This is a genomic window from Alteromonas sp. WD8-37 (assembly GCF_055326825.1).
The window spans coordinates 913,106-937,719 of sequence record NZ_JBUZOV010000001.1; the positions used below are offsets into that span (position 1 = coordinate 913,106).

The window sequence follows — 24,614 nt, forward strand, 5'->3', positions numbered from 1 at the left end:
GCTATATTCCTGTGTAAGCGGGCCGGCTACACAAGGCAGCACGGCCCATTTATTAACAGCGTTACAGACGGTTACTGACCAGGATTAACACTAACATTGCCCTGGAATGAAACCTGTTGCTGAACCAGTGCGTTCTCGCCCAGGTTTTGCACATTTTGGTTTATTCCAGCGGTGCCATTGAAGGTGTTGTCCATGGAATTGCTGGCAGTAATGGACGAACGGCTGTCCTGTGCATATTCCACATAGTTACCAGTTACTTCACCACTTAGTGCAGACTCATTCACACTGTAGGTGGCCGATACAGTGGCGCCATTATCGCCGGCTGCAGTACCTGCACCATCACTCCACACAGAGCTGTTATCCGAATTATCTGTATTGGTTACCGTTGCAGTGCTGCCATTGTTAGCTGCTGCGCCGCCATTGGCGTTAGCGTAACTGTTATCAGAGTTATCTGAATTGTCTGAGTTATCGGAGTTGTTGGAATTATCCGAGTTATTGGAATTGTCTGAATTATTCGAGCTATCTGAGTTATCTACACTGGCGGTGCTGCCGTTATTGGCCGCTGCAGATCCCATAGCGCTGGCATTGGCCATGCTGTTGTCAGAGCGGTCAGAGTTGGCGGTGCTGCCATTGTTCGCAGCCGCTTCGGTAGACATGGCATAGCTGCCATCAGAATTGTCGGAATTATCAGAGTTGTCCGAATTATCGGAGTTATTGGAGTTATCCGAATTGTTCGAATTATCCGAGTTGTTGGAGCTGTCGGAATTGTCGGATCGGTCAGAATTGGCGGTACTACCATTGTTAGCCGCGGCATCGGTTGCCGATGCATAACTGTTATCAGAATTATCCCGGGCGGAATTATCTGAGTTGTCGGAGTTATCAGAATTATCCCGAGCAGAGTTATCTGAATTATTGGAATTATCCGAGTTGTCTCTGGCTGAGTTATCTGAATTATCAGAACGGTCGCTGATGGCTTGGCTATCATTATTCGCCGCAGCATCAGTAGCCATGGCATTGCTGCCATCAGAGTTGTCTGAATTATCAGAGTTATCTCTGGCTGAGTTATCCGAGTTATCCCGAGCCGAATTATCTGAATTGTTGGAATTGTCCGAGTTATTCGACATGTCAGCATTGTTACTACTATCAGAATTATCGCTGTTGTCAGAATTGTTGGAGTTATCTGAATTATTCGAATTGTCGGAGTTATTGCTGCTATCGGCATTGTTACTGTTGTCAGTACTATTATCCGCGTTGGCTTCGGAATACTCGTTCGCCGCTGCTGAACCCTGACCCACGCTGTCTGCTGTTGCGGTGGCTGTTTGTGAATCAACCACTTCATCGGCGGTATTGGTAGGGTTAGCATAGGCTGGCGCTGATAAGCCAAATGCGATCGCGATGCTTGCTGCTATGAGACTCTTGTTGAAGGCTTTCATCTTTTTTTGTTCTCCAAAGAGAAGCGCTAGTTGCCGGCTATCAGACACCATGTCGACCGTTGCAACATTAACGCATAAGGGTTGTGTGATTTGAGCGCGAAACTGCTTTGCTCACGAAAAACTGTAGGTGAAGCTAAGCTCAAAATTCCATCAAGGCTTACTCAAAATCCACTCAAAATTACTACTTCATAAAAATCTCATGCTGCTATAGGTGTCAGTATTTTTTACATTTTCTTAAATTTCCTCATCCTCGCAAACCGGTCTGGTACGCAAGTACCAGAATATGCGTAAAAACTTATTCACGGTTTGTTTTTTGCTTGATTTTCCTTCGCACGATTTTTCGCTCAACCTAACAACAAGAGACGCATTATTAGCGGGCTGTAGTACGTTTCTCATCGTGTTTTTCCCCGTTTTTTATCTTGCTGTTCATTTGTGAAAAGGTCACAACAATGACAGTCTTATCAAATCAGCAAAGCATTATCGTTATTTCAAAAAATGCCGCACTTAAAGCCTTGCTCACCGGCTACTGCCTGGGCAAAAGCCTACATCTGACTATTCTGCAAACCCTTGAAGAACTTAAACAAATAGATCGAGGATCGATCGTCCAAATGGTGGTATTTGACTCACGTAGTGCCACCCATGCCTTCGACCATGCCGACGAAAAAATCTGGCAAGTACTGGAGGCCAATGGCGGGATCCCTGTCATCTTTATTTACAGCAACCGAAAACCGGAGGTACCGGCATTTTTTACCCATTTTCATTTTTTGCAGGAGCCGGAATTACTGCCCGGGCTGGATTATTACATTGGCCAGTTTTTTGCCCGCCAGGAGCATCAGGAACGCCGGTTACGCGAGCGCCGGCAGGTGCGCGATCGGCGCAGTAGTGTGCGAAACGGCGTTGGATCCGGCGTTGGTTCTGGCGGTTGTGCGGGCAGTGACAGCCATTCCATTGTGACGATGGGGCCGTTTGAAGTGAATCATATGACCAAAACGGTGCACAAGCAGGGCCTTGATTTACACCTCACGCGTAAAGAATATGAGCTATTTACCCTGCTTTTGGAGGAGCACGAAGAAATTCACAGTGTTGAGGAAATTGTTGGCCAGCTATGGCCCAACACACGCCGGGCCAGCAAATCAGATTTATACCAGTACATCCACACCCTGCGCAAAAAAGTGGAGCATGATCCCTGCCAGCCAGAATGTCTGCTGACCGTAAAAGGCGTGGGGTATCAGCTACGCGTCTAAAACTTGCAAGCTTGTTATGCCCGGCCAGGACGGCGGGGCAATATTTATGCGGCCTGGTATGTTTTAAAACGGCGATTGCACCCGCAGGTTCAAACGAACATCCTGCGCATCGTCGGTCACGCCCACTGCCAGAGACATATTGATATTAGTTTGCGCCGTATACCGAAACGAGTAACCCACAATCAACTGGCCGATATCCAGCTCACTGCCATCAATTTTTTCATCATTGATTTTGGACTCCATCACATGTTTGTGCGAGTAGCTCAAGCTCATGGAGGTACGGGCATTTAACGAAACGCCCAGGCCAAAGCTGGCACCGATCCCATCGCCAGCATCCACCTCCCCGGTTTCTGCATCGTCGGTTTTATCATTGTAGGCATAATTGAAGTTGCCAAAAAATACACCCGGATCGGTAGGATAAATGGCGCTTAGACCAGGCTGAATACTTAGATACCCCGATCCGGTGGGCAATTCTGTCGGAAACACAGCACCTGGGGTGGACTGTACAAACTCCACCTCAAACGGGCTCTTGCCGGTGGGAAACGATGCCACCAGGTTGGCCACATAAATTACACCGTGCCCAGCTTCGTTAAGCTGATAGCGGGTTGATACCTGCACATCCCCAAGTCCTTCACCGTCAGCTTCAAATACATCATCTTCACTCACCCCCACACTCACCGGCCGCGACCGTTGAGTATCGTCCCGGCGCACATAGGGCACCTTGACTTCAAGCTCCCAGCGGTCGGTAAGGCCATAACGTGTTGATACGCTGCCAATAAAGCTGTGCCGCTTTATTTGGCGGATATCAATCAGCCCTACCACCAGCGCCGGAATAAACGAATATCCATCCAAAAATACGCGATTATTATCGTTATAAGAATAACTGAGCGAGGCTTCCCACATAAAGTTGCCATTGCCCACCAGCACGCCATTGCCACTACTGACATTCTCCGGCAGTGCACGGGTATCCGCCACCTCAGGCTGAGGCGGCTTTTGCCCCACCGGATCCGGTGTAGGCTTGGCTGCAGGTATGGCTGGGGCTTTTGGCACTGGGGCTGGCGGAGGCGGTGGAACCGTTCGGCTGGCGGATTGCGTCGGCGGCCCGGCCTTTTTCAATGCTTCCAGTTCGCGCTGTAATTGTTCAATGAGCTTGCCCTGGCGTTCAAGTTCCTGCTGATAGCTGCGCGGCGGATCCTCAGCTTGCGTTTGCGCCATACTCTGGCCCGGCACCAGTGCTATCAATGGCAAGGTGAACAGCAAGGTACCGGACTGTGCAGAGCCGCAAAGTGATAAGCGCGCCATATTGCCTCCTTTAGGTAACAGGCTGGGTGGATGTCAGGCGATTCGTATTTATATAAAGAGCGCGTATGTATTATCTACAAGTAAAGTTGGTGTCAGGCGATTAGGCAAGGTGAATAAAGTACTAAAATCGGCGCTTAACAAAATAAACTTGGCAAAGCCTGAATAACTCTTCTATACCTATACCTCCCTGCCATTACCACGTTTTTATTGGCCGGGTTAATGTTGTATCAGGACACTGGCCCGATGCATCACAATCTTCATGATTTTGTGGTTAAAGACGTACAGGGAAATTGTGCATCAGGCTTTGTTAATGCTTTGATTTGAAAGCATCATTAACAATTCTTAGGAGAGAGAATATGTCTGAGTTACAAGTTGCCAAAGCGACTGTGTTAGAACAATTTAAGCAAGCTCTGGGCCCCGATGTTCCCACCCCGGTTCAGGTCACCATCCCACAAATGCTCACCCGGCCGATTTTAAATATTGGAGTGGTCAGCCATGGCGCTTTTGATGTGATCCAGGGGGTCTTTCAGCCCGGCACTACGCCTAACTGGTCCACCGATGAAAATTTTCCCAGCGTGTATAAATCCATGGTGGAAAATATGGCCTACGGGCTGTCGGTCGAAGATCATAACCGCATCAAAGAACTGGAAGTGACTAACCAGGCCACACTCAACAGCCTGGTCAATACTTATGAGCAAACCTACTCACGGATCACAGATGCGCAGTTGCAGGCGGCGAATATGCCTACCAAGATCGACTTTGTGGTGTCCAAAATCGACGAGCTGAAGCGATCATTCAATTGGCCTAAGTTTGCTGCTGATTACGGTTCAGCCAGTGCCGATATCGATATTATGTCGAACCTCAACTCTGCCAAGGTAGAATTTGCCCGGCAGATTACGGCCATTAAACAGCATATTCAATCGCCCGCTGCCACCAATGGCGGCACCGAGGTATTTGATAGTCAGAACAACAAGGTATGGGCTGCCGGCTACAACATTGATCCGCACTTTGCAGAAAAATTTGCCAATGGCCAAACGGTCAAAATCGATATTGAGATCGAAAAGGCCGGTCAATCCGGTTCCAGCTTTAAAGTGAATGGCCAGGCCGGTGGCACATTGCCGGCCGGGTTCTTCCGGATTAACGGCCAGGCCAGCGCTGATTACAGCGATCAAAAATTTCAGCAATTAATGTCGCGGGCGCGCATTACCCTGGAATACAGCAATGTGTGCTATCTAGCTGCCAGCCCCAGTGGCCTGGATATCAATAATACGGTTGGCTGGTATGCTCCTGAACTGCTTCGCCAGGCGTTTGAGAATACCGCAGAATCAACAGGCCCGTATTTTGTCACCAATTCAGAGGCCATGAAAACCCAGCTGAAAGAAAAACGTATGCAGGCGGTACAGGGCTTTTTAGTGTCTACCGCGCCCACCGGGTTTATTGAATTTGCCGAAGATGATTTTAGTACCTTCGAAAAAATCTTCCACGCCCAGGCGCATGCTTCGGTGGATCTGCTGGGCTTTATTCCCATCGCCAGCGCAGATACCAGTTATACCAAAACCAGCGCCGGCTCGTCGGATAGCCGCTTTAATATGCGGGTGCAATTAAACAACACCGCAGACAAAAACCATCTGGTGGTGCATGGCGTGGTACTGGAGGACCCACTGGCCTAACCCTACCCGGCGCAGGCTGCCAAAGGCACCTGCGCCTGCTTTAGCTTCTTCGTCTTGCTTTCCCGCGCTCACACTCTCTCACCGTCCGCAAGTCTGATGAATACGTATGCAAATTCAGCTAAAGGCTTTTTTAATAGATTGTTAACAGCTATCTTGCCCGATGAATTGTTATTGTTTGATATTAAGAGCTTGATGTGATGACCCTTTTTCGCACTTTTTTCACCAGCCGGTCCGCCCTGGCGGGTTACTTGTTGTTATTTTTTTGTTCCTTGGCGCAAGCCGCCGACCTGGTTCGCCACCAGCGACTGGCTAACGGCGTTGTGCTGCACCGTGATGATGGCGTGACGGTGACAGTGTCGGCCTTAACCTCCGGAAGTGTGGAAGTGCTGTACCGCCAACCTGATGAACAGCCGTTGCCGTCACTGGCGGTGCCGGCGGCTAACCGCCCAGAACGTGCTGACGTTGAAATCACACAATCTGAGCAAGGCCTGACGGTTGCCCTGCACGGCATTGAGGTAAAGGTTCAGGCCGAGCCTTTCAGGCTGGCATTTGAACAAGATGGCCGCGCCCTGGTATCAGAAGCAGCCGGCGGCTTTTTTTATCAAACTCTGCGCGGAGTGCAGTTTGCGCTCACCGACGAGGAAAAGCTGTATGGCGGTGGCCAGCGTGTGCTGGGTATGGATCGCCGTGGCAGTCGCATGCCTCTATATAACCGTGCCTCCTACGGCTACAGTGACGGTCCGGTGGAACAGATGTATTTTGGCCTGCCTGCGGTGATGTCCTCGCGTAATTATGCAATTTTGTTCGACAATACTGCCTCCGGCCATCTGGATATTGGCCATACTGCCCCGGATCGCTTGCAGTTTGACGCGGTAGGCGGGCGCTTAAGTTACATCGTAGTGGCAGCCCCGGCATTACCGAAATTGGTGCAACAGGTGGTCAGCCTGACCGGGCGCCAACCACTGCCCCCGCGCTGGGCGCTGGGCAACTTTGCCTCGCGCTTTGGTTATCGCAGTGAACAGGAAACCCGCGATGTAGTCGGCATATTTAATGACCAGAACATCGGCCTGGATGCTGTGGTACTTGACCTCTACTGGTTCGGGCCGGATATCCAGGGTCATATGGGCAACCTGGACTGGGATAAGCAGGCCTTCCCCACCCCACAGGCAATGATCAGCGACTTTGCCGAGCAGGATATAAAAACCGTGGTGATCACCGAGCCGTTTATTTTGACCTCTTCGTCACAATACGACAGTGCCAAACGCAATCATGCGCTGGCCACCGGTCTGGATGGCCAGCCGCGCACCTTTGATTTTTATTTTGGTAATACCGGCCTGGTGGATGTGTTTAACGATAGCGGCCGCGACTGGTTTTGGCAGTATTATCAGCGCTTACTGGACCAGGGCATTGCCGGTTGGTGGGGCGATCTGGGCGAGCCAGAAGTGCACCCGTACGATGCGCTGCATAGCTGGAACGGTGTCACTGTCACCGCCGATGAAGTACATAACGGGTTTGGCCACCACTGGGCCAAAATGGTGTATGAGCGTACCTTACAGGCCCAGCCGGAACAGCGCCCCTTTGTGCTGATGCGGTCAGGCTTTCTGGGCAGCCAGCGCTATGGCATGATGCCCTGGACCGGCGATGTATCGCGTACCTGGGGCGGCTTTAAAGCCCAGGTGGAACTGGCATTGCAGATGAGTGTGTTTGGCCTGGCCTACACCCATTCGGATTTAGGCGGCTTTGCCGGCGGCGAGACTTTCAATGCTCAGCTGTATACCCGCTGGCTACAGGCCGGTACTTTCTTTCCGGTGTATCGCCCTCATGCCCATGAAGGTATTGCCCCGGAACCGGTGTTTCATGATGAGCCTACCAAACAACAGGTCAGCCGGTTTATTCAACTGCGCTACGACATGCTCCCCTACAATTACTCGCTTAGCTTTGCCAATAGCCTGACTGGCATGCCGCTGATGCGGCCCATGGCATTTACCAACAGTGCCCGCTTTTTTGATGAGGGTGAGCAATTTATGTGGGGCGAGGCATTTTTGGTCAAGCCGGTCACAGCGCCGGACCTGAAAACTATGGCCGTAGCACTGCCAGCCGGTACCTGGTTTGATTTTTTCAGTGGCAAAAAATACATAAGCACTGCAGAGACTGAGGTAGAACAGGCACTCACTATGGAGACCATGCCGGTGTACGTAAAGGCAGGCAGTTTTGTACCAATGCAGCCAGGCCTTAAGCGCACAGCCCACTATCAGGCGGATACACTGACGGTGCACTATTGGGCAGATCCTTCGGTGCCCACAGCTACATATCGGATGTATGAAGATGCAGGCCAGTCGCCGCAAAGCTTGGCTGAACAGGCTTATCTGACGCTGAACTTTTCGGCTTCACACAGTGCCGAGGCGTTGCAGCTGCAGGTTGCCCCACAGGGGTCCTACCCCGGCCTGCCGGCCCAACGCAGCCTGACCTGGAAAATTCACGGCATATCTAAAAAACCGGAGAGAATTGAAGGTTTGTCAGCCAAACAATGGCAGTGGGACGAACAAACTAGCATTATTACTGTAACCCAGCCTGTCAGCCATTCTCAAAAGAGCAGCCTGCGCATGGTCTTTGCTGACTAACAATATCTCCCCCGGCGCTTGCCGGGCGGATCTGTTAAGCCACAAAGCGGCAGGTGACTTTATCACGGGGGGCGCTACGGGCATGATTTAGCGCCAGGCTGGCTTTATCCAAAATAGCGTTAAGATCAGCAGATTCATGGGTTTCAATAAAGCCCACCGAAATACTCAGCGGGTGACTGCTGTCACCCAGCTGTTCAGGTAAATGCGCCACACGGCTGCGAAAATGGTTAATTTGCGCCACCGCATCGTCGTGGCTGACATTGTTCATGAGCAGCAAAAACTTTTTGCCGCTGATTCGGCCAAAACTATATTGCGGCAAAAACGCAACGCGAGCGTGATCGGCAAACGCTTTGATCAGATTGTCTCCAAAATTAAAGCCGCAGGCTTCGTTGAATTTTTCCAGCCGGTCCATTTCGATCACCGCCACAATTACAGGTTTTTGCGATTTCCCACTCACCAGTGCATTGAGCCGGCGCATGATTGCCTGATGATTTTCCAGCCCGGTCAGCGCATCGCTGTCTACCGGCGCAAGTTGTTGGCCTGCCCGACGCACTCGCCATAGCCATAGCGTTGGTAGTAGCCCGACCAGGGCCAGCGCGCCACTGGCCCACCAGGCACCATGTCGATACCAGCTATCCTGGGCCAGTCGGGTCTGCAAAAACGTAGCGTGCAATTGGGCATCATTCAGCAGCGCCGCCTGGGTAACCAGCTGCTGTTGCATGGCATCACGGCGCAATGCATCGCGCGCAGCATACTCCACCTGCAGAGTATTATGCGCCTGCTCCAGCTGCATAAAAGCCAATGTCGCATTGCCCTGCTGCATGCTGACTTGTGCCGCCAACTGCTGAAAAAGCGCGGTTTCCTCTACCTGCGAATAAAGCCGGGCCTGCTCCAGCGCAGTCAGGGCAGCATCGGGCTGGCGACTCTTCAACCAAGTCCGGGCAAGGCCGATAAAAGCCTGCGCCGCGATGTCCTGATGTGCCGCACCATCCGGCACACTGGCCTGGCATTGGGCATAATAATACCGAGCGCTATCGGTATGTCCAATGGCCCAGTGTAAATCGGCCATTGCCAGATAGGTGCGGGCGAGACCTAGCATATCGGTTTGCGCTTCAAACAGGCTCTCTGCCTGTTGCAGATAAGTCAGTGCAGCCACCGCATCTTCTTGCTGCCAACTGGCCTCGGCCAGGGCCAGATGCAGATTGCCGCGGTGACTGTCGGACATGGGCAGGCTATGCTGTTCTATATCTTTAAGTAAATACGCCTGCGCCTGGCTGCTGTCCCGTTGGGCGAGTAAGGCCTGGGCAATGGGCAAATACAGAGCATGGGTTGCTGCCACCCGGCCATCCTCGACCAGTTGCTGCGCTTGCTGGTAACGCTGCCCGGCCAGTTCATACTGGTGCAAATCCATGCGTAATTGCGCCTCTGTGACCAAGCTGTCGAAAGTGAGTGCGCCATGCTGGCGTGCCTGAGCCCAGTCAAACACCGCCCGTGCCAGTGGTAATCCTTGTTCGGGCTTATACTGCTGCTTATGTAACCAGGCTTTTAATAACAAAAAACGCTGTGCAACCGGCTCAGCCGGCCGCATGCCCAAGCCCTGCTCAATGGCAATAATACTCATTTTACTGTCGCCGGCCAAAACGCCGGCCATGGCCAGCTCCAGATACGCCTGAATTTTTACCTCATCGGTAGGCGCATCGCGCAAATCAGCATACGCTTTGGCCACGGCTCCCTCCGGGCTCTCCCGCAGCATCTGTGCGGTGTCAAACACCTCTGTTCCGGTAAGCGGCGGCAGTAATAATTCAGCCCGCAGCGCAGGAGCGCTGGCCACTATCAGCAAGCCTGTCAAAAACTGGGCGAAGCGGGTTAACCGGGGCATGGTGCCTGTCATCCTGTACCGGGCAATAAGTAATCTAACTATAGCAACGAACTGTACTTGTGCACGCTTATGAACCTAACCCCACATATTACAAGTATTTAAGCAATATCAGATGAAAGATTCGAGGGTCTATGAGCACACAAAGCATAATGGGATTGCTGGACACACTGGTTGACGAAACCAGCGATGAGGTAACGATCGGCGACGTAGTGGCCTGCTTTGAAGAGCGTGGCTTTGGCCCCCTGATGTTGGTCCCTGCCCTGCTGGTACTGCTGCCAACCGGCGCGATCCCCGGTGTGCCATCTTTATGTGGGATCACCTTATTTTTAGTCTGCTGCCAGTTGGCTGCTGGTCGCGATCATCCCTGGCTGCCTTCCGGGCTAAAGCATCGTTCGCTGTCACACGATAAACTGGTCACGGCCACTGACAAAGCGCGCCCATATGTGGATCAGGTGGAAAGCTGGTTTCATACCCGCTTGCCCCAGCTGGCCAAAAAACCGTTCAAAAATCTTGTAGCCCTTATTAGCGGGGTCGCTGCGCTGGGCATGATCCCGCTAGAAATCATGCCGTTGGCTGCCGCTTTGCCGGCGTTTGCGATTTGCGTCACTGCCATTGGTATCACCAACCGAGACGGTGCATTTATCATCGCCGGGCTGGTGCTACAAAGCGGGACTGCCTATCTGGTGTACAAAGCTATTGGCATGATGCAGGGTTAACGCAAACGCTCGTAGGCCGGTGTGGCGTAGTATTTATCTGGGTCCTGTTCACGCAACGCCGCCAGTTGCTGTTGTTTGTGCCGGCGCTGGTCGCGGCTACAGCCATATATTTCCAGATGTGCCTCATCAATCATTTGACGGGCATCAGCCTGGCTTAACACATTAAGCCTTTGCGCGGCGTGAATCATACCCTCCAACCGGTACCAGCGTGGCTCGTCCTCGCGCCCCTCACGGCTGGCCCGATAAACCTCACGCAACTCTGCCTGACAAAAATCAATTAATCCCTGACTTTCCTTCATTCTGCTGCTCCGTCTTGCGGCCACTGTGCTGTTAGCTGCGGCCAGTGTTTAAGCCATTGTTTTTGTGCTACGCGCTGGCGATACAGTTCAGGGCGCGGATAGCGTGGGTTGATACTGATTATTCCCGCCCAGTTGTGCCGGATCCCATAGGGCGCATATACCGCCAACTCATCGTTAGGGGCCAGCGCCACCGCCACACATGTTTCCTTTTCCACCCAGCGATCAATGCCGGCCCGGGTGCTGGTAAAAGGCTCACAGTCATGAAGCATATGCATGCGGGCCTGGTTGCGAACTTGCCAGGTGGTGCCTGGCACCCATGCAGATAATTGCTGTTCGATCGTCTGTTCGTGCTCTTTGCTGATGTCAGCCTGGTCAAAAAATACCACGTCCACATCATTGAGCCGCCCGCGCGGCTGGCGCTGATGCAGGGCATCCCAGATAAGATTGCGCACAAAACCGGCCCCAATCATGGCCTGAGGCAGGCGCAGGGTGCGTACCGCTGCCAAGCATGTCATCCAGTACGGCTCGGCTTTGATCAATGCACAGGTTGCTGCAATAAGGGATGGTTCATCCCCTGCCATGTTTTTGGCACCGGCTTGAGGATCAAACACCGGTTGACCAGGCGGATTAATAGTGTGCATACCATGAACTCATGCTGGTGATTCCCTGGGCAAAGACTGAATGTTTGGATGAATCATTAAGCCCTAGCCTATCAAACATTCTGTGTCACCTGTACTTAGGGCCAGTTTTTATCTACATTAAGCGCAAATTTTGACGAGACACTGTATGCTAAGCTGTGCTGTGCGTTTGCTAAGCGCGTTGTTTTTTGTAAGCTTTCCGGCGTTTTCTGCGCACTGTTTGTTTGGCTGCCCCACCGGAATCAGTGGGCTGCAGGTTGAACATGATGTGTACACCCTTAACAATAACTCACACACCAAGCTGGCCAACTGGGTTGCCTACGAGGTCACCGCTGTCAGTCTGGATGGCCCCTCGCGGTCGCGCTACTGGCGCGCCGATCCCTTACTGACTGACGCCAGTACCCTGGAGCCGGACGATTATAAAGACGCCTATGCCACATTAGGCACCGACCGCGGCCACCTGGTGCCGCTGGCCACTTTTAGCCAGAACCCAAGCTGGCGCGAGTTAAATTATCTGTCCAATATCGCCCCGCAGGCCAGTGGTTTGAATCGTGGGCCGTGGAAATATCTGGAAAGTGCGGTACGCAAGCTGGCCCGCGAGGGCAATACTGTGCACGTGGTGACCGGCCCGTTGTTTGAAAGTTGGTTTGGCGAGTTACCGCAGGCGGATGAAGCACATCAGTTGCCCAGCGGCTTTTTTAAAGTGATCAGTGTGAACACCGGCGGCAGTACCGCCAGTGTGGCGTTTATCATGCCCCAGCAAGCTCGCCAGCAAGACAATTTTTGCCAATACCGGGTTAGTCTGGAACAGGTGGAAGTGCGCAGCGGCATGGACATTATGCCCGGCCTGGCACCGGCGCTGTCGCTGGACGGGGGCGCGCTGCCCAGCCGCCTGGGCTGTTAACCCAAACTGTCAGCTGCTTGGTAAAGATGCTCCCATTCGGTGTCGGTTACCGGCATAACCGACAGGCGGCTGGCTTTTTTAACCAGCGGGATCTGCTCAATCTGCGGCATGGCTTTAATGGTTTTAAGGCTCAGCACACCAGGAAACTTGTGCGCAAACTGCACATCCACACACACCCAGCGCGGATCATCAGTACTGGATTTTGGGTCATAGTAATCTGACTCCGGGTCAAACTGACTGGGGTCCGGATAGGCGGCGCTGACCACGGTGGCCACGCCGGCAATGCCGACATCTTTACAACTTGAATGGTAAATAAACACTTTGTCGCCGGGCGCAATGTCATCGCGCAAAAAGTTACGCGCCTGATAATTGCGAATGCCGTCCCAGGGTTCGGTCTGGTTCGGGCGCTGCGCCAAATCGTCAATTGAAAATGCGTCAGGTTCTGTTTTAAACAACCATTTTGCCATGCAAAAATCCTTAGTGGGCTGGCAGGCGCCACGCCTGCTGCTGTGGATTATTAAAGTTTGCGTCAAAACAATGATTGTCGGCAACCCCGGTGGTACAATGCAGCCCGTTTTTTTTCACCAGTTGTTGTTTATGCAAGCCACCATCAAAGCCGACCGCGGCCTTTTTTCCTACCCTAAATACTGGCCGCACTGCTTTGGTACCGCGCCCTTTTTACCCATGTCGAGAGCCGAAATGGACGAATTGGGCTGGGACAGCTGCGATGTCATTCTGGTGACCGGTGATGCCTATGTGGATCATCCCAGCTTTGGTATGGCCGTCATCGGCCGGGTGCTGGAAGCGCATGGCTTTCGGGTGGGTATCATCGCCCAGCCTGACTGGACCAGCAAAGACGACTTTATGAAGCTGGGCAAGCCCAATCTGTATTTTGGGGTCACCGCCGGCAACATGGACTCCATGATCAACCGCTATACCGCGGACAAAAAACTGCGCCACGATGATGCCTACACCCCTGGCAATGTGGGCGGTAAGCGCCCGGATCGGGCAGTCACAGTTTATTCTCAGCGTTGCCGCGAGGCCTTTAAGGGTGTGCCGGTGATTGTAGGCGGCATCGAAGCCAGCCTGCGGCGTATCGCGCATTATGATTACTGGTCAGAAAAAGTGCGTCGTTCGGTGCTGTTTGACAGCAAAGCCGACATGCTATTTTTTGGTAATGCTGAACGTCCACTGGTCGAAGTCACCCATCGTCTGGCTGCCGGTGAAAACATTGCCGATCTTACTGATATCCGCGGTACGGCCATTATTGTGAAACAAGCCTTGCCTGAATGGCAAGGAGTGGATTCCACCTCATTGGATAAACCGGGCAAAATCGACCCTATTCCCAGCCCCTATCAAATGGAGCCGGAGTGTGACAAAGCCGACCAGGCATCTGCTGATTCGGAACCACAAGCCGCTAAGCCAATTGTGGTACAACCGGCTGAACGGCGTAAACCTTGGGAAAATGTGTATGTGAAGCTGCCGGCATTTGAAACCGTGCGTGACAACAAAATGTTGTATGCCCATGCTTCACGGATTTTGCACCAGGAAGTGAATCCTGGCTGTGCCCGGGCACTGATGCAGCGCCACGGCGATCGTCATATCTGGATCAACTCACCGGCCATGCCGCTGGAAACTGATGAAATGGACGCGGTATTCGATTTGCCTTATCAGCGGGTGCCCCACCCGGTGTATGGCGAAGAGCGCATTCCGGCGTACGACATGATCCGCTTTAGCATCAATATCATGCGTGGTTGTTACGGCGGCTGTACCTTTTGCTCCATCACCGAGCACGAGGGGCGCATCATCCAAAGCCGCTCGGAAGACTCCATCATCCGCGAGATTGAAACTATCCGCGATACGGTGCCTGGCTTTACCGGGGTGATTTCAGATTTGGGCGGGCCTACCGCCAATATGTACCGCCTGCGCTGTAAAAGTGCAAAGGCCGAAGCCACCTGTAAGCGGCCGTCGTGCGTGTACCCCAGTATCTGTGCCCACATGGACACCGATCACTCACCGACCATTGATTTGTACAAGCGGGCACGCGAGCTGCCGGGCATCAAAAAGGTATTGATTGCGTCGGGCGTACGCTATGACCTGGCGGTGGAAGATCCGCGATATGTCAAAGAGCTGGCACTGCATCATACCGGCGGCTACCTGAAGATTGCGCCTGAGCATACTGAAGATGGCCCCTTAAGCATGATGATGAAACCGGGCATGGGCAGCTATTACCGCTTTAAGGAATTGTTTGATAAGTATTCTGAAGAAGCCGGTAAAAAACAGTATCTGATCCCGTATTTTATCGCCTCACACCCGGGCACCACCGATGAAGACATGTTGGCCCTGGCCATCTGGCTAAAAGAGAACCGCTTTAAACTGGACCAGGTGCAGAACTTTTACCCTTCACCGATGGCCACGGCGACCACCATGTATCACACCGAGGTGAACAGTCTGCGTAAGGTGAAAAAAGACAGCGACGCGGTACCCTCAGCCAAAGGTGAAATCCACCGGCGCCTGCACAAAGCCATGTTGCGCTATCATGACCCGAAAAACTTTGCTCAGATCCGTCAGGCACTGACTAAGATGGGCCGTGAAGATCTGATTGGCCGCGGGCCCCAGCATTTAGTGCCACCGGAAAGCAAAGATGAAAAACGGGCAAAAGCCAGTAAAGCCGGCCGGGGCCAGCGCGCACTGACCAAACATACTGGTTTGCCGCCTAAGGGCTTCAAAACCCAAGGACGAAAGCCAAAGCCTGGCAGCAATGCGCGCAAACCGCAGGCTAAGCCCGCGAAGCCGTAAACGACCACAAGGCTCTTTGAGATATTGGTGCACAGCGCATCATTTTGAACACAGTCGGGGGAAGAAGAACCCGGCTGGTTCAAAGATTGGCTGTTTTATAGTTATCTGGTAGCTTAAATGCAGTGTTGTTACCCTACTGTCGTAAAGAGGTCGTAAGCGTGTCGCAGCAGTGACGTCACTAAACCATGGATAACCTGGTTATGCTGAACACAGATTCAACATAACAAGGCTGAGGCAGGGATATGAAAATACACGCACCAATAATTGTACAATTGCGCCATCAACATGGCTGGAGCCAACAGCAACTGGCTGACATTTGCGGGCTAAGTTTACGCACAATCCAGCGGGTGGAAAATACCGGTACCGCTTCACTGGAAACACGTAAAGCGCTGGCAGCCGCCTTTCACAAGTCTCATCACGAATTGCTGGTGTCACCAGCTCCCGCGGATAAACAGCCCTCCCATAAGCAGGCTCCACCCCACACCCGCTTTTTTCGCCGCCACCTCAAACAGGCCTCGCTGGGCATACTGGCTACCGCTTTAATAAGCAGTGTAGTGCTTACCAGCGCCACCACAGCTGCGCCTAATTTTTTAGTGGAGGCGAAAAAAATGCAGTTTAACACTGCACTGGGCCAACGGCTTTTAGAAGGGGAAGTCACCCTGGTATTGCCTGATGACATGGAGTTCACGTTATCTCCAACGTCGGACTCTCGCGAAAGCGAATACACCGCCGTGTTAACCACACCTGATGGCAAGATACGGTTAATCAAACCAACGATCGACCGCACTGATGAGGGGATCAGAATTCAAAGCGCAAAGGCGTTGTGGACAAGCCACGAGAAGGCAGAAAATTAAAATTATAGGCTAAAGTCGCTTATATCTGCTTTTTCGGTTTTAGTGAAAGATTACGGAACTCATCTGGCAGACAGTTATAAACGAGTTGCGGCCATTCACCGCACTCAAAGCGGTGATCCACTGACGACAAGGAACGAGCGGTCAAATTCTTCAGGCCGATGGGTAGTTTGGTTGTTAAAGGCATCTATCATAGTAGCAAACAATGATTGTGTTCACTTTCGATCAAGCCCACCGCTTTTGAAGTATGAAGATTAACATCTATGCATCCCGAGACTGGTTTGAAACGGTTACTCTCTACCATTTTTTTCATCAGTATTGTGGTTAGTATCAAAGGCCATGCAGATTATTTGCAAGGTTGTGATGACCCTGAATATCATCAATATATCGCGCAACGTTTTAAGTATTTTGAAACGAGAAACCGGCGATTATTGGACGATACACTGCGTGACTATCAATTGAGCCTGTCAATCAATAGTAACGTGTACCGGGTTATCACTAATTTAAGTCGGCATATTAAATACAGCGCTCAATTTGAGCCAATTGAATTGGTTAAATTGAAAATTGACCAAGCCTTTGAGCACGCAAGAAAAATGAGCCGAGAGCAACAAATAGCTGGCGATGTTTACGATGGGTTCAGTACTGAAAACCATTATGTAGATATTGCAAGAGCATGGATTGCCTATCGAGAAGGTGACCTCGAGCGTGCATTTGAACAACTGCACAACGCAATAGATGAGGTCGACTCAGCACATTTGGACACATTCGGTCCAGACTTTGATTTAGTTCGACAACTCTACAGCGATGGCTACATTGACCCGGTGGTCGCTTATATCAAAAAAACCGAGTCGTTCTGGACGGGTAAGCGCCCAGATGCCCTGCGCAATGCCTGGCTCGATATGATCGATGCTGGCTGTAAAATTCAGTTCGATTCGATTGATGCAATAAACGCAAAACAATTAGGTGTTAGCTCTATCAATGTCCAGGAGGCGCTAGGTCTAAATTAATATAAGCATTTTCACTTAGTAAAAAATCCAGGCGATTTTACCTACCTTATCTAACCAAAAGTTATTTTGACTGGCAGAAAAAGATAAACAGCAGACGATCGAGCTTCTTAAACCTGACAGCCGCTGTGGGCCACATAGCAGCCATTTACACCTGATACATTGAGTATGACATAGCGTCAATACTTCTTATACTCATGCGCTACACTCTTAGATATGCGACGATGAGTAGCTGCTACTATCTTCGATATTTTTCTGGGCCGCTAAAATTCATATTGCCAGACTCCCGAGTTTATAAGCCAATTTTTGGAAGTATCGGAGATAGCTTACAAAGCTATCTCCGAATTGGGAGATTAATCGTCACTCGTTTTATAGAGATGCACATCTCGCTGCGGATAAGGGATGCTAATCCCTTCTTCATCAAAGGCTTTTTTTACTTTTTCCTGCATATCCCAGTAGTAAGGCCATAAGTCATCTGTGGCAACCCAGGGGCGAAACATCAGATCGACTGAGTTGTCGCCTAATCCACCCACACAAATCCTGGGTGCTGGGTCGGACAATGATCGCTCATCCTCTTCAAACAGGCGCTGCAACACTGCCTTTGCTTTGTCGATATCGTCATCATAGCCTATACCAAACGTCATATCGCAGCGTCGCTTATCGTATACGCTGACGTTAGTTAACGTGGCATTAGACAGACTACCGTTGGGGATGACAATACGCTTATTGTCGAAGGTATTAATTATGGTATAAAGAATTTGTATCTCATCCACGGAACCCAAGTAACCTTGTGCTTCAATGGTGTCACCCACTTTGAATGGTTTGAAAATCAGTATTAGCACACCGCCAGCAAAATTCGCCAGGCTGCCTTGTAACGCTAGACCTATGGCCAAACCAGCTGCACCCACTACGGCAATAAATGAGGTTGTTTCAATACCGATCATAGAGGCGACAGAAATCAACAACATCAATTTTAAAATGACGCTAATAAGTCCGCATAAAAACTTATTTAAAGTGGGATCCTTTCTTCCCAGCCTGTGGTCCAATAAACTCACAAAGCGATTCACCAACCATAGACCCACCACCAAGGTAAGAATGGCCAATAACAATTTGGGGGTATAAGTCATCACCAATGATATGGCTTTTTCGGTTAAATCCGATAAATCGATATTAGTTCCGAAGAAATCTTCCATAAATACCTCTGTCATTTATTAAACATGTTGTTTACATTGAAGAAAGAGCTTTAGATCGTTTTGATTCAACCCGTGTGGAATTGGTCCGATTACTCCTTCAAATAACGCTTGTTACAGTATGAAGCTGCTGGCTCTAGTGCTACTGATTGACGACAAGCAGAGACTCGATTGAAAAAGTCCGCTACACGTACAAAGCGGACTGGTATAAATAACCAGCGATAGATCCGTGTCCGGCACAAAGCAAATTGGTAAGTTTGACCTGGACCTAAGGTGGCTCAAGCCCGCTAGAGCACAGCAAAGCTTATAAAAAAGCCGGCGTAATTCGCCGGCACACAGATATTCTCAATCTGGTTTTAATTGTCTTTTTCAAACAAGCCTTTGAGCTTTTCCTTGGCTTTTTCTTTGACCTTGTCTTTTAGCTCGTCAGTTTTTTCCTGCAGTTTTTCGCGGGCTTTTTCTTTTACTTTTTCCCGGGCCTGTTCTTTGGCCTGGGCAATCGCCTGCTCCAGCATACTATCCAGGATAGCCGCACCCACTTCGTTGGCCGGTAAGCCATCCGGCTTGCCCACCGGGCCGGCGGTAAAGGTTGGCAGGGTCACTTCGTAGTTTTTCTTGGTGATTTGCAGATCCGCAGTGTTAACCGCTTCAAAATCCAGACGCAATTTAGCATTGCTGATGGTAACCTGCTCCACAATGACCCGGGCCATGGGCTCGCCACTGTCGGGCTTGGGTTCTGATTCGGCTGGTAAATTATCCTGCAGGCGCTGCTTGAGCACCAACAGATTACTTTCATTTTGCGCATTCATTTCGTACAAAATTTCTGGCGCATCAATGGCCACATTTTGTACCACATAGGGCTCTGAGGTCACCGCGCCCAAATCGAAGGTCATGGTGCGCATGGTAATGGCATCACTGTCGGTGAACCCATCTGGATTGGCAATTTTGAAGCCGGTGATATCCATCTTGGCTTTCTGATAGGCAATTTCTACCGCCGCCACCGATACTGGGGTATCCAGGTAGGCCGTGCCTTTTTCCTCAATCTGGGTGCGGATAAAATCGCCCGCCCCGCTCAGTACATACCAAATAGCACCGGCTGCAATCAGCGCAATGACCAGTACAACAATCAAAACCTTTTTCATAGGGTGTCCTTTTACACGTAGCTAGAGTATTCCTTTAACCAGCCTAACCCTATAAAGATCAAAATAGTAGCTTTTATGACATACAGTTAAAAAAGCCGGCGGGTGCCGGCTTTTGTGCTATGAATTGTGCATGTCTTTTTCACTGAAAAACAGCGAATACAACACGGGCACCGCCACCAGCGTCAGCAGGGTGGCAAATGTCAGCCCGGCCATGATGGTCACCGCCATGCTGGCAAAGAACGCATCCCACAGTAGCGGTAGCATCCCCAGCACTGTGGTCAGTACTGCCAGGATCACGGGGCGCACCCGGCTTAAGCTGGCTCCAAAGATGGCGCTTTGCAAATCACTGGCAGTGCCGCGCCGAATATCGGCCTCATCCACCAGCACGATGGCATTTTTGATCAGCATGCCCGACAAACTGAGCAGGCCCAGCAACGCGGTAAAGCTAAATGGCAAGCCAGTTAATAACAGCCCGGCGGTTACCCCACAGATAGACATGGGCACGATGATCCAAATAAGAGCCGCCTGACGCAGTGCGTTGAACAGCAAGATGGTGATGAGGATCATGGATAAAAAGCTAATCGGCAGCTTGGTGCCCAGGCTCGACTGTGCTTCACGGGAACTTTCATATTCACCGCCCCACTCCAGACTATAGCCATCCGGCAACGGCATTTGCTCAATGGCCTCCACGACTGTGGCGCGGGCGGTGGCGGCGGTCAGATTGCCGGCCGGCTCGGCCTGTACGGTAAGGGTTCTAACCCGGTTGCGGCGGTGAATGATGCCGTTTTCAGACTGCACCTCAAAGTCTTTAACCACCTGGGTGACCGGAATAAAGCTTTGCTCGACCTCACTGTAAATCAGGCGGTCTTCCAGCCAGGCCATACTGCGGCGCTCTTCTGCCGGCGGCCGGATGACCACCGGGATCTGACGGTCTTCTTCGCGGTACACGCCGACCCGTTTGCCCACACTGGCAAACTCCAGCGCATCGGCAATATCGGTGCGCGATAAGCCCGCAATACGTGCTTTTTGCTCATCGATAATCGGCCGCACGATCATTTCGCGCTGACGCCAGGTTTGGCGTACATCAACAATACTGTCTGAGGCATACATGATGTTTTTGGCCTGTTCGCCCAACCCACGCAGCACTTCCGGATCGCTGCCCATAAAGCGCGCTTCAATTTTGGCCCCTTCTGCCGGGCCAAAAAAGATGCGCCGGGTATACACTTCTGCCTGCGGATGGCTGCGATTGACAGAGTTGCGTATTGTGTCCATTAGCGCTGGTATTTGTTCGCGCTCGGCGGTGCGTACAATAAACTGGCCGTAAGCCGGATTGGGCAATTCTGGGGCATAGGTGAGCATAAAGCGGCTGGCGCCCATGCCAATCAGGCTGGTAACATTCACCACCCCGTCCTGCTCAAGAATAACCTGCTCAATCTCTTTCATATCCTGCTCGGTAGCGCGGATATCGCTACCCTGGGGCAGATAATAATCCACATAAAAAATGGGGGTGTTGGAAGGCGGGAAAAATGATTGTTTGACCCAGCCGAACCCCACAACCGAGATAGCGGTCAGAGCAAACAGCGCCAGCAGAGTAAGTTTGCGATGGCGCAGCGCACTGCCCAGCAGGCCTTTGTACAGCTGAAAGCCACGGCCGCTGTAAAGATCATCATCGCTGCTGTTGCCGTCGGTTTTAAACAGATAATGGCCCAGCAGTGGGGTCACTGTTACAGCCAGTACCCAGCTCAACAGCAACGAAATCAGGATGACGGCAAACAGTGAAAACATAAAATCGCCGGTGGTATCCTGTGACAGGCCGATACCGGCAAACGCCAGGATCCCGATCACCGTGGCAGCCAGCAGCGGAAACTGGGTTTGCTGAGCCGCTTCTTCAGCCGCATCCGCTGAATCCTTGCCCTTTTGCATACTCAGCAACATCGACTCGCCCATCACAATGGCATTATCCACGAGCATGCCCATGGCGATAATTAATGCACCCAGCGAAATCCGTTCCATCTGAATCGAAAAGATCCACATAAACAATACGGTGCCCAGTACTGTGAGCAGTAAGGTGCCGCCCACGACCACACCAACCCGCCAGCCCATGACCAGCAAAAGCACCGCCACCACGATAGTCACCGAGGCAGCCAGGTTAATCAGAAAGTCATTGATGGCTTCATCAACCACTTTGTGTTGTTCATACACGGGCAAAATATTAACGCCCAGTGGCAGTTTTTCGCGCAGGGTATCCAGGTGGGCTTCGACGCGATTGCCGATATCCACAATATTTTTGTCGCTGCGCCCGGCAATGGCCAGGGTAAACGCAGACTCACCATTATGACGCACCAATTGCGTGGGTGTTTCAGACTCGGCCCGGTAGACCTCGGCGATATCCCCGATATGCAACTGCTCGGTGGTGCCAGGCACGCCGAATTTTAAATTACGGATGGTCTCAGCCGAGTCATCGCTGGGTGGGATCACCAAGCGGATCCGGCGCTGCTCCACCCGCACACTGCCAGTATCGGCAATGGCACTTTCGGTTTGAAATACGTTGGCAATCTGGTTGAGTGAAATGCCCAGGCTGGCCAGCTTTTCCTGGGTCACCTCCACATAAATGGTTTCCTCAGGCACCCCGCCCAGCTGCGCCCGGGTGACGCCGGGCACGGTGAGCACTTCGCGGCGAAGGCGTGACGCCAGCTCGCGTTTTTGACGATTAGAAAACCCTTCGGCAGTAACAGCATAATACAGCCCGTACACATCGCCAAAATCATCATTGACGATAGGGCTGGCCGCGCCCTGCGGCAACGACCGCGCGCCAGCCGCCACTTTACGGCGTAATTCGTCCCAGGCCTGGGGCAGATCATCGCCGCTAAAATCGCTGCGGATCTCGATGGTGATCTGAGATTGTCCGGGCAACGAGCGAGAAGTCACATCACCCAGCTGGGCTAACTGCTGGATCATAGACTCCAGCGGCTCAGTGACCTCTTCTTCTACTTCTTCAGCTGTGGCTCCCGGATAATAGGTAGTGACAATGGCTTGTTTGATGGCAAAAGCCGGATCTTCCAACTTGCCAATCTGTACCACAGCAAAGATGCCGCCAATAAAAAACAGCACCATCAACAGCCATACCGATAGCGGATTTTTAATCGAATAGGTGGCTATTCTCATAACACCGGGCTCTCACTGTCGAACGGGCGAACCTGCATGCCATCCTGCAATTCACGGATGCCGGCTGCCACAATTTGCTGACCGGCTTTGATTCCGGCTAACACCTGCGCTTGCTGGTCGCGGATCACGCCCAGTTCCACCGGTTGATAAGCCACCGTCTGCTGCTTAGCATCATATACCCATACGGCAAATTCGCTGGACCCGGAAGTATCCACCGCGCTCATGGGCACCCACCAGCTGGCAGCCTGATTACGCGTCACTTCGATGCGCGCGGTCAGCACCATGCCAGGCAGCAATTCCACGCCTTCCATACGCGGCAGTTTAAAGGTCACCCGATAGGTTTGCGTGGCGCTATTGACCTCAGTACGGTGCTCCAGATAGGTCAGGGTAAGCGGCTCACCCTGCGCATTGGTCACCTTCTCACCGGCTTTATCTTCCAAATACACCTGATAATGTGGCGCTTCTTCTACCGCCAGGCGCATCAACTGCTCCGGAATATTCACATGCACCCGCAGATAGTTGATATTTTGCACTCGCAATACCGGCTGATTGGGCTGTACGAAAGAGTATTTTTCCACCAGGCGATTGGTGATAAGGGCATCGAACGGCGCGTGCAGCTCAGTGTATTCCAGGTTGAGCTTGGCATTCTCCACTGCAATTTCGGCATTTTCAAAATTGGTCTGCAGGCCATCAAAGTCGGAATCACTGATGTAGCTATCCTGTTTAAGCTGCTGGCCGCGCTCATAATCCGATTTGGCTTTGCGCAGAGAAGACTCAGCCTGACGCAGCGCCAGTTCGTAGTCTTGTGGCTCCAGCGCAGCCAGTAAATCGCCTTCGGGGATCACCACGCCCTGCCGTTCTACCAGGGTATCGATGCGCCCGGCAACCTGAAACGATAAATCTACGGTACTCAAGGCGTCCACCCGGGCCACAAACCGGCGGGCAGTGGGTTGGGTGTCTTTGCCCACTTCATGCAACTGAACCAACGGTGCTGGCTTGGCTTTTATCTCTGCTTGCTGGTCAGAACACGCCATTAGCGCGCCCAAACAGGCTAATACAAAAATAAAAAAACGGGTTGGGTTAGTTATCACCGTGCGGCTCCCCTAAAGCATCAGCCATGCTGATTAATTTGTTACGAATGGTGTGGCGCTGCTCATCGCTAAACGGACTGACCGCCAATAATTCCTGAAAACTTAAGCCATCAATGGCCAGCCACAATACCAGAGAGTCAAAATACCGGTCAGGATCGCTTTGCAGCTCTTGTTCAAACTCCGCCAGATGGGCTTTGAACATGTCCAGCAGTGCCGGGTTTTCGTTCGCTGCCACCAGCAGAATACGCGCATAATCTAAATTGACATGATTATGCACCTGCTCGCGGGTGCGCAGCATACGGCAGATGGGCAGTAACTGGTCATTATCTTCACAGATGCGCTGCTCATAGCCTTTAAAGGTGTCCATCAGGTTATGTAATAACGCTTCCAGCAAAGCTTCTTTATTTTTGAAGTGATGCATCACCCCACCCTTGCTCATGCCGCAACGCTCGGCCACGTTGTCCAGCGTTAGCGTGCGCGGCCCCTGATGGATAGCAATATCGATTGCGGCATCCATGATTTTTTGCCGCGACTGGGTTTTGTCACGAGACATCATTTACCCCTTTACAAACCAACTGGTCGGTTTTTAGTTGAAATTCACGTAAATGTCAAGATTCTGGTGCATAAACAGCCGGCTGTAGCCCTAGGTGGCGCGGCTTTATGAGT

At 51.7% G+C, this 24,614-nt stretch carries 19 protein-coding genes; 8 read left to right on the forward strand and 11 right to left on the reverse strand.

The features are described 5' to 3' along the window. Positions 1 to 71: 71 nt before the first annotated feature. On the reverse strand, positions 72 to 1,433 hold the full coding sequence (locus tag ACTUJZ_RS04055; protein ID WP_463634974.1) for a dentin sialophosphoprotein: 1,362 nt from the start codon (positions 1,431 to 1,433) through the stop codon (positions 72 to 74). 449 nt (positions 1,434 to 1,882) lie between these two features. On the opposite strand from ACTUJZ_RS04055, the gene ACTUJZ_RS04060 reads away from it, so the two are divergent. Then, a complete protein-coding gene (locus ACTUJZ_RS04060; protein WP_463634975.1) occupies positions 1,883 to 2,677 on the forward strand; it encodes a winged helix-turn-helix domain-containing protein in 795 nt (264 codons plus the stop codon). 63 nt (positions 2,678 to 2,740) lie between these two features. Here the strand turns inward: ACTUJZ_RS04060 and ACTUJZ_RS04065 are convergent, their stop codons facing one another. Beyond that, on the reverse strand, positions 2,741 to 3,979 hold the full coding sequence (locus ACTUJZ_RS04065) for a transporter family protein (RefSeq protein ID WP_463634976.1): 1,239 nt from the start codon (positions 3,977 to 3,979) through the stop codon (positions 2,741 to 2,743). A gap of 356 nt (positions 3,980 to 4,335) precedes the next feature. Between ACTUJZ_RS04065 and ACTUJZ_RS04070 the strand changes: the two genes are divergently transcribed. Then, a complete protein-coding gene (locus ACTUJZ_RS04070; protein ID WP_463634977.1) occupies positions 4,336 to 5,649 on the forward strand; it encodes a hypothetical protein in 1,314 nt (437 codons plus the stop codon). A gap of 197 nt (positions 5,650 to 5,846) precedes the next feature. After that, the gene (locus tag ACTUJZ_RS04075; RefSeq protein WP_463635241.1) at positions 5,847 to 8,270 is read left to right on the forward strand and encodes a TIM-barrel domain-containing protein; all 2,424 of its coding nucleotides are present in this window, start codon (positions 5,847 to 5,849) and stop codon (positions 8,268 to 8,270) included. A gap of 34 nt (positions 8,271 to 8,304) precedes the next feature. Here ACTUJZ_RS04075 and ACTUJZ_RS04080 read toward each other — a convergent pair whose 3' ends face one another. Then, a complete protein-coding gene (locus tag ACTUJZ_RS04080) occupies positions 8,305 to 10,149 on the reverse strand; it encodes a GGDEF domain-containing protein (RefSeq protein ID WP_463634978.1) in 1,845 nt (614 codons plus the stop codon). A gap of 131 nt (positions 10,150 to 10,280) precedes the next feature. Here ACTUJZ_RS04080 and ACTUJZ_RS04085 point away from each other — a divergent pair, with 131 nt between their 5' ends. Further along, a complete protein-coding gene (locus tag ACTUJZ_RS04085) occupies positions 10,281 to 10,865 on the forward strand; it encodes an exopolysaccharide biosynthesis protein (RefSeq protein ID WP_463634979.1) in 585 nt (194 codons plus the stop codon). Here ACTUJZ_RS04085 and ACTUJZ_RS04090 read toward each other — a convergent pair. Next, positions 10,862 to 11,164 (reverse strand): hypothetical protein, encoded by a 303-nt coding sequence (locus tag ACTUJZ_RS04090; protein ID WP_463634980.1) that lies wholly within the window; start codon positions 11,162 to 11,164, stop codon positions 10,862 to 10,864. The two genes, ACTUJZ_RS04085 and ACTUJZ_RS04090, sit on opposite strands and share 4 nt — an antisense overlap. Further along, entirely contained in the window at positions 11,161 to 11,805 is a 645-nt protein-coding gene (locus ACTUJZ_RS04095; protein ID WP_463634981.1) for a nucleotidyltransferase family protein, read from the reverse strand. The genes ACTUJZ_RS04090 and ACTUJZ_RS04095 overlap by 4 nt, the downstream gene beginning before the upstream one ends. Before the next feature lie 145 nt (positions 11,806 to 11,950). On the opposite strand from ACTUJZ_RS04095, the gene ACTUJZ_RS04100 reads away from it, so the two are divergent. Then, positions 11,951 to 12,706: a DNA/RNA non-specific endonuclease gene (locus ACTUJZ_RS04100; RefSeq protein WP_463634982.1), complete on the forward strand. Its 756-nt coding sequence runs from the start codon at positions 11,951 to 11,953 to the stop codon at positions 12,704 to 12,706. Here the strand turns inward: ACTUJZ_RS04100 and ACTUJZ_RS04105 are convergent. Further along, complete coding sequence (locus tag ACTUJZ_RS04105; protein WP_463634983.1) at positions 12,703 to 13,173, reverse strand: EVE domain-containing protein; 471 nt, start codon at positions 13,171 to 13,173, stop codon at positions 12,703 to 12,705. The two genes, ACTUJZ_RS04100 and ACTUJZ_RS04105, sit on opposite strands and share 4 nt — an antisense overlap. 130 nt (positions 13,174 to 13,303) lie before the next feature. Between ACTUJZ_RS04105 and ACTUJZ_RS04110 the strand changes: the two genes are divergently transcribed. The 3 genes from ACTUJZ_RS04110 (at position 13,304) to ACTUJZ_RS04120 (ending at position 17,363) form a co-directional block, all read left to right on the forward strand. Beyond that, on the forward strand, positions 13,304 to 15,505 hold the full coding sequence (locus tag ACTUJZ_RS04110; protein WP_463635242.1) for a YgiQ family radical SAM protein: 2,202 nt from the start codon (positions 13,304 to 13,306) through the stop codon (positions 15,503 to 15,505). Positions 15,506 to 15,747: 242 nt separating this feature from the next. Continuing rightward, a complete protein-coding gene (locus ACTUJZ_RS04115) occupies positions 15,748 to 16,359 on the forward strand; it encodes a helix-turn-helix transcriptional regulator (RefSeq protein WP_463634984.1) in 612 nt (203 codons plus the stop codon). Between the two features lie 260 nt (positions 16,360 to 16,619). After that, the gene (locus ACTUJZ_RS04120) at positions 16,620 to 17,363 is read left to right on the forward strand and encodes a hypothetical protein (RefSeq protein ID WP_463634985.1); all 744 of its coding nucleotides are present in this window, start codon (positions 16,620 to 16,622) and stop codon (positions 17,361 to 17,363) included. A gap of 350 nt (positions 17,364 to 17,713) precedes the next feature. On the opposite strand, the gene ACTUJZ_RS04125 is transcribed toward ACTUJZ_RS04120, so the two are convergent. From ACTUJZ_RS04125 to ACTUJZ_RS04145, 5 genes are all read right to left on the reverse strand, one after another. Then, entirely contained in the window at positions 17,714 to 18,553 is an 840-nt protein-coding gene (locus ACTUJZ_RS04125; RefSeq protein ID WP_463635243.1) for a mechanosensitive ion channel family protein, read from the reverse strand. A gap of 353 nt (positions 18,554 to 18,906) precedes the next feature. Then, positions 18,907 to 19,692 carry a DUF748 domain-containing protein gene (locus ACTUJZ_RS04130; RefSeq protein ID WP_463634986.1) on the reverse strand — a complete coding sequence of 262 codons (786 nt, stop codon included), beginning with the start codon at positions 19,690 to 19,692 and terminating at the stop codon, positions 18,907 to 18,909. 117 nt (positions 19,693 to 19,809) lie between these two features. Then, positions 19,810 to 22,857, reverse strand: a complete 3,048-nt coding sequence (locus tag ACTUJZ_RS04135) for an efflux RND transporter permease subunit (RefSeq protein WP_463634987.1) — start codon at positions 22,855 to 22,857, stop codon at positions 19,810 to 19,812. Further along, the gene (locus tag ACTUJZ_RS04140; RefSeq protein WP_463634988.1) at positions 22,854 to 23,891 is read right to left on the reverse strand and encodes an efflux RND transporter periplasmic adaptor subunit; all 1,038 of its coding nucleotides are present in this window, start codon (positions 23,889 to 23,891) and stop codon (positions 22,854 to 22,856) included. Before ACTUJZ_RS04140 ends, ACTUJZ_RS04135 begins: the two co-directional genes overlap by 4 nt. Positions 23,892 to 23,937: 46 nt before the next feature. Continuing rightward, entirely contained in the window at positions 23,938 to 24,501 is a 564-nt protein-coding gene (locus tag ACTUJZ_RS04145; protein WP_463634989.1) for a TetR/AcrR family transcriptional regulator, read from the reverse strand. Positions 24,502 to 24,614: the final 113 nt, after the last annotated feature.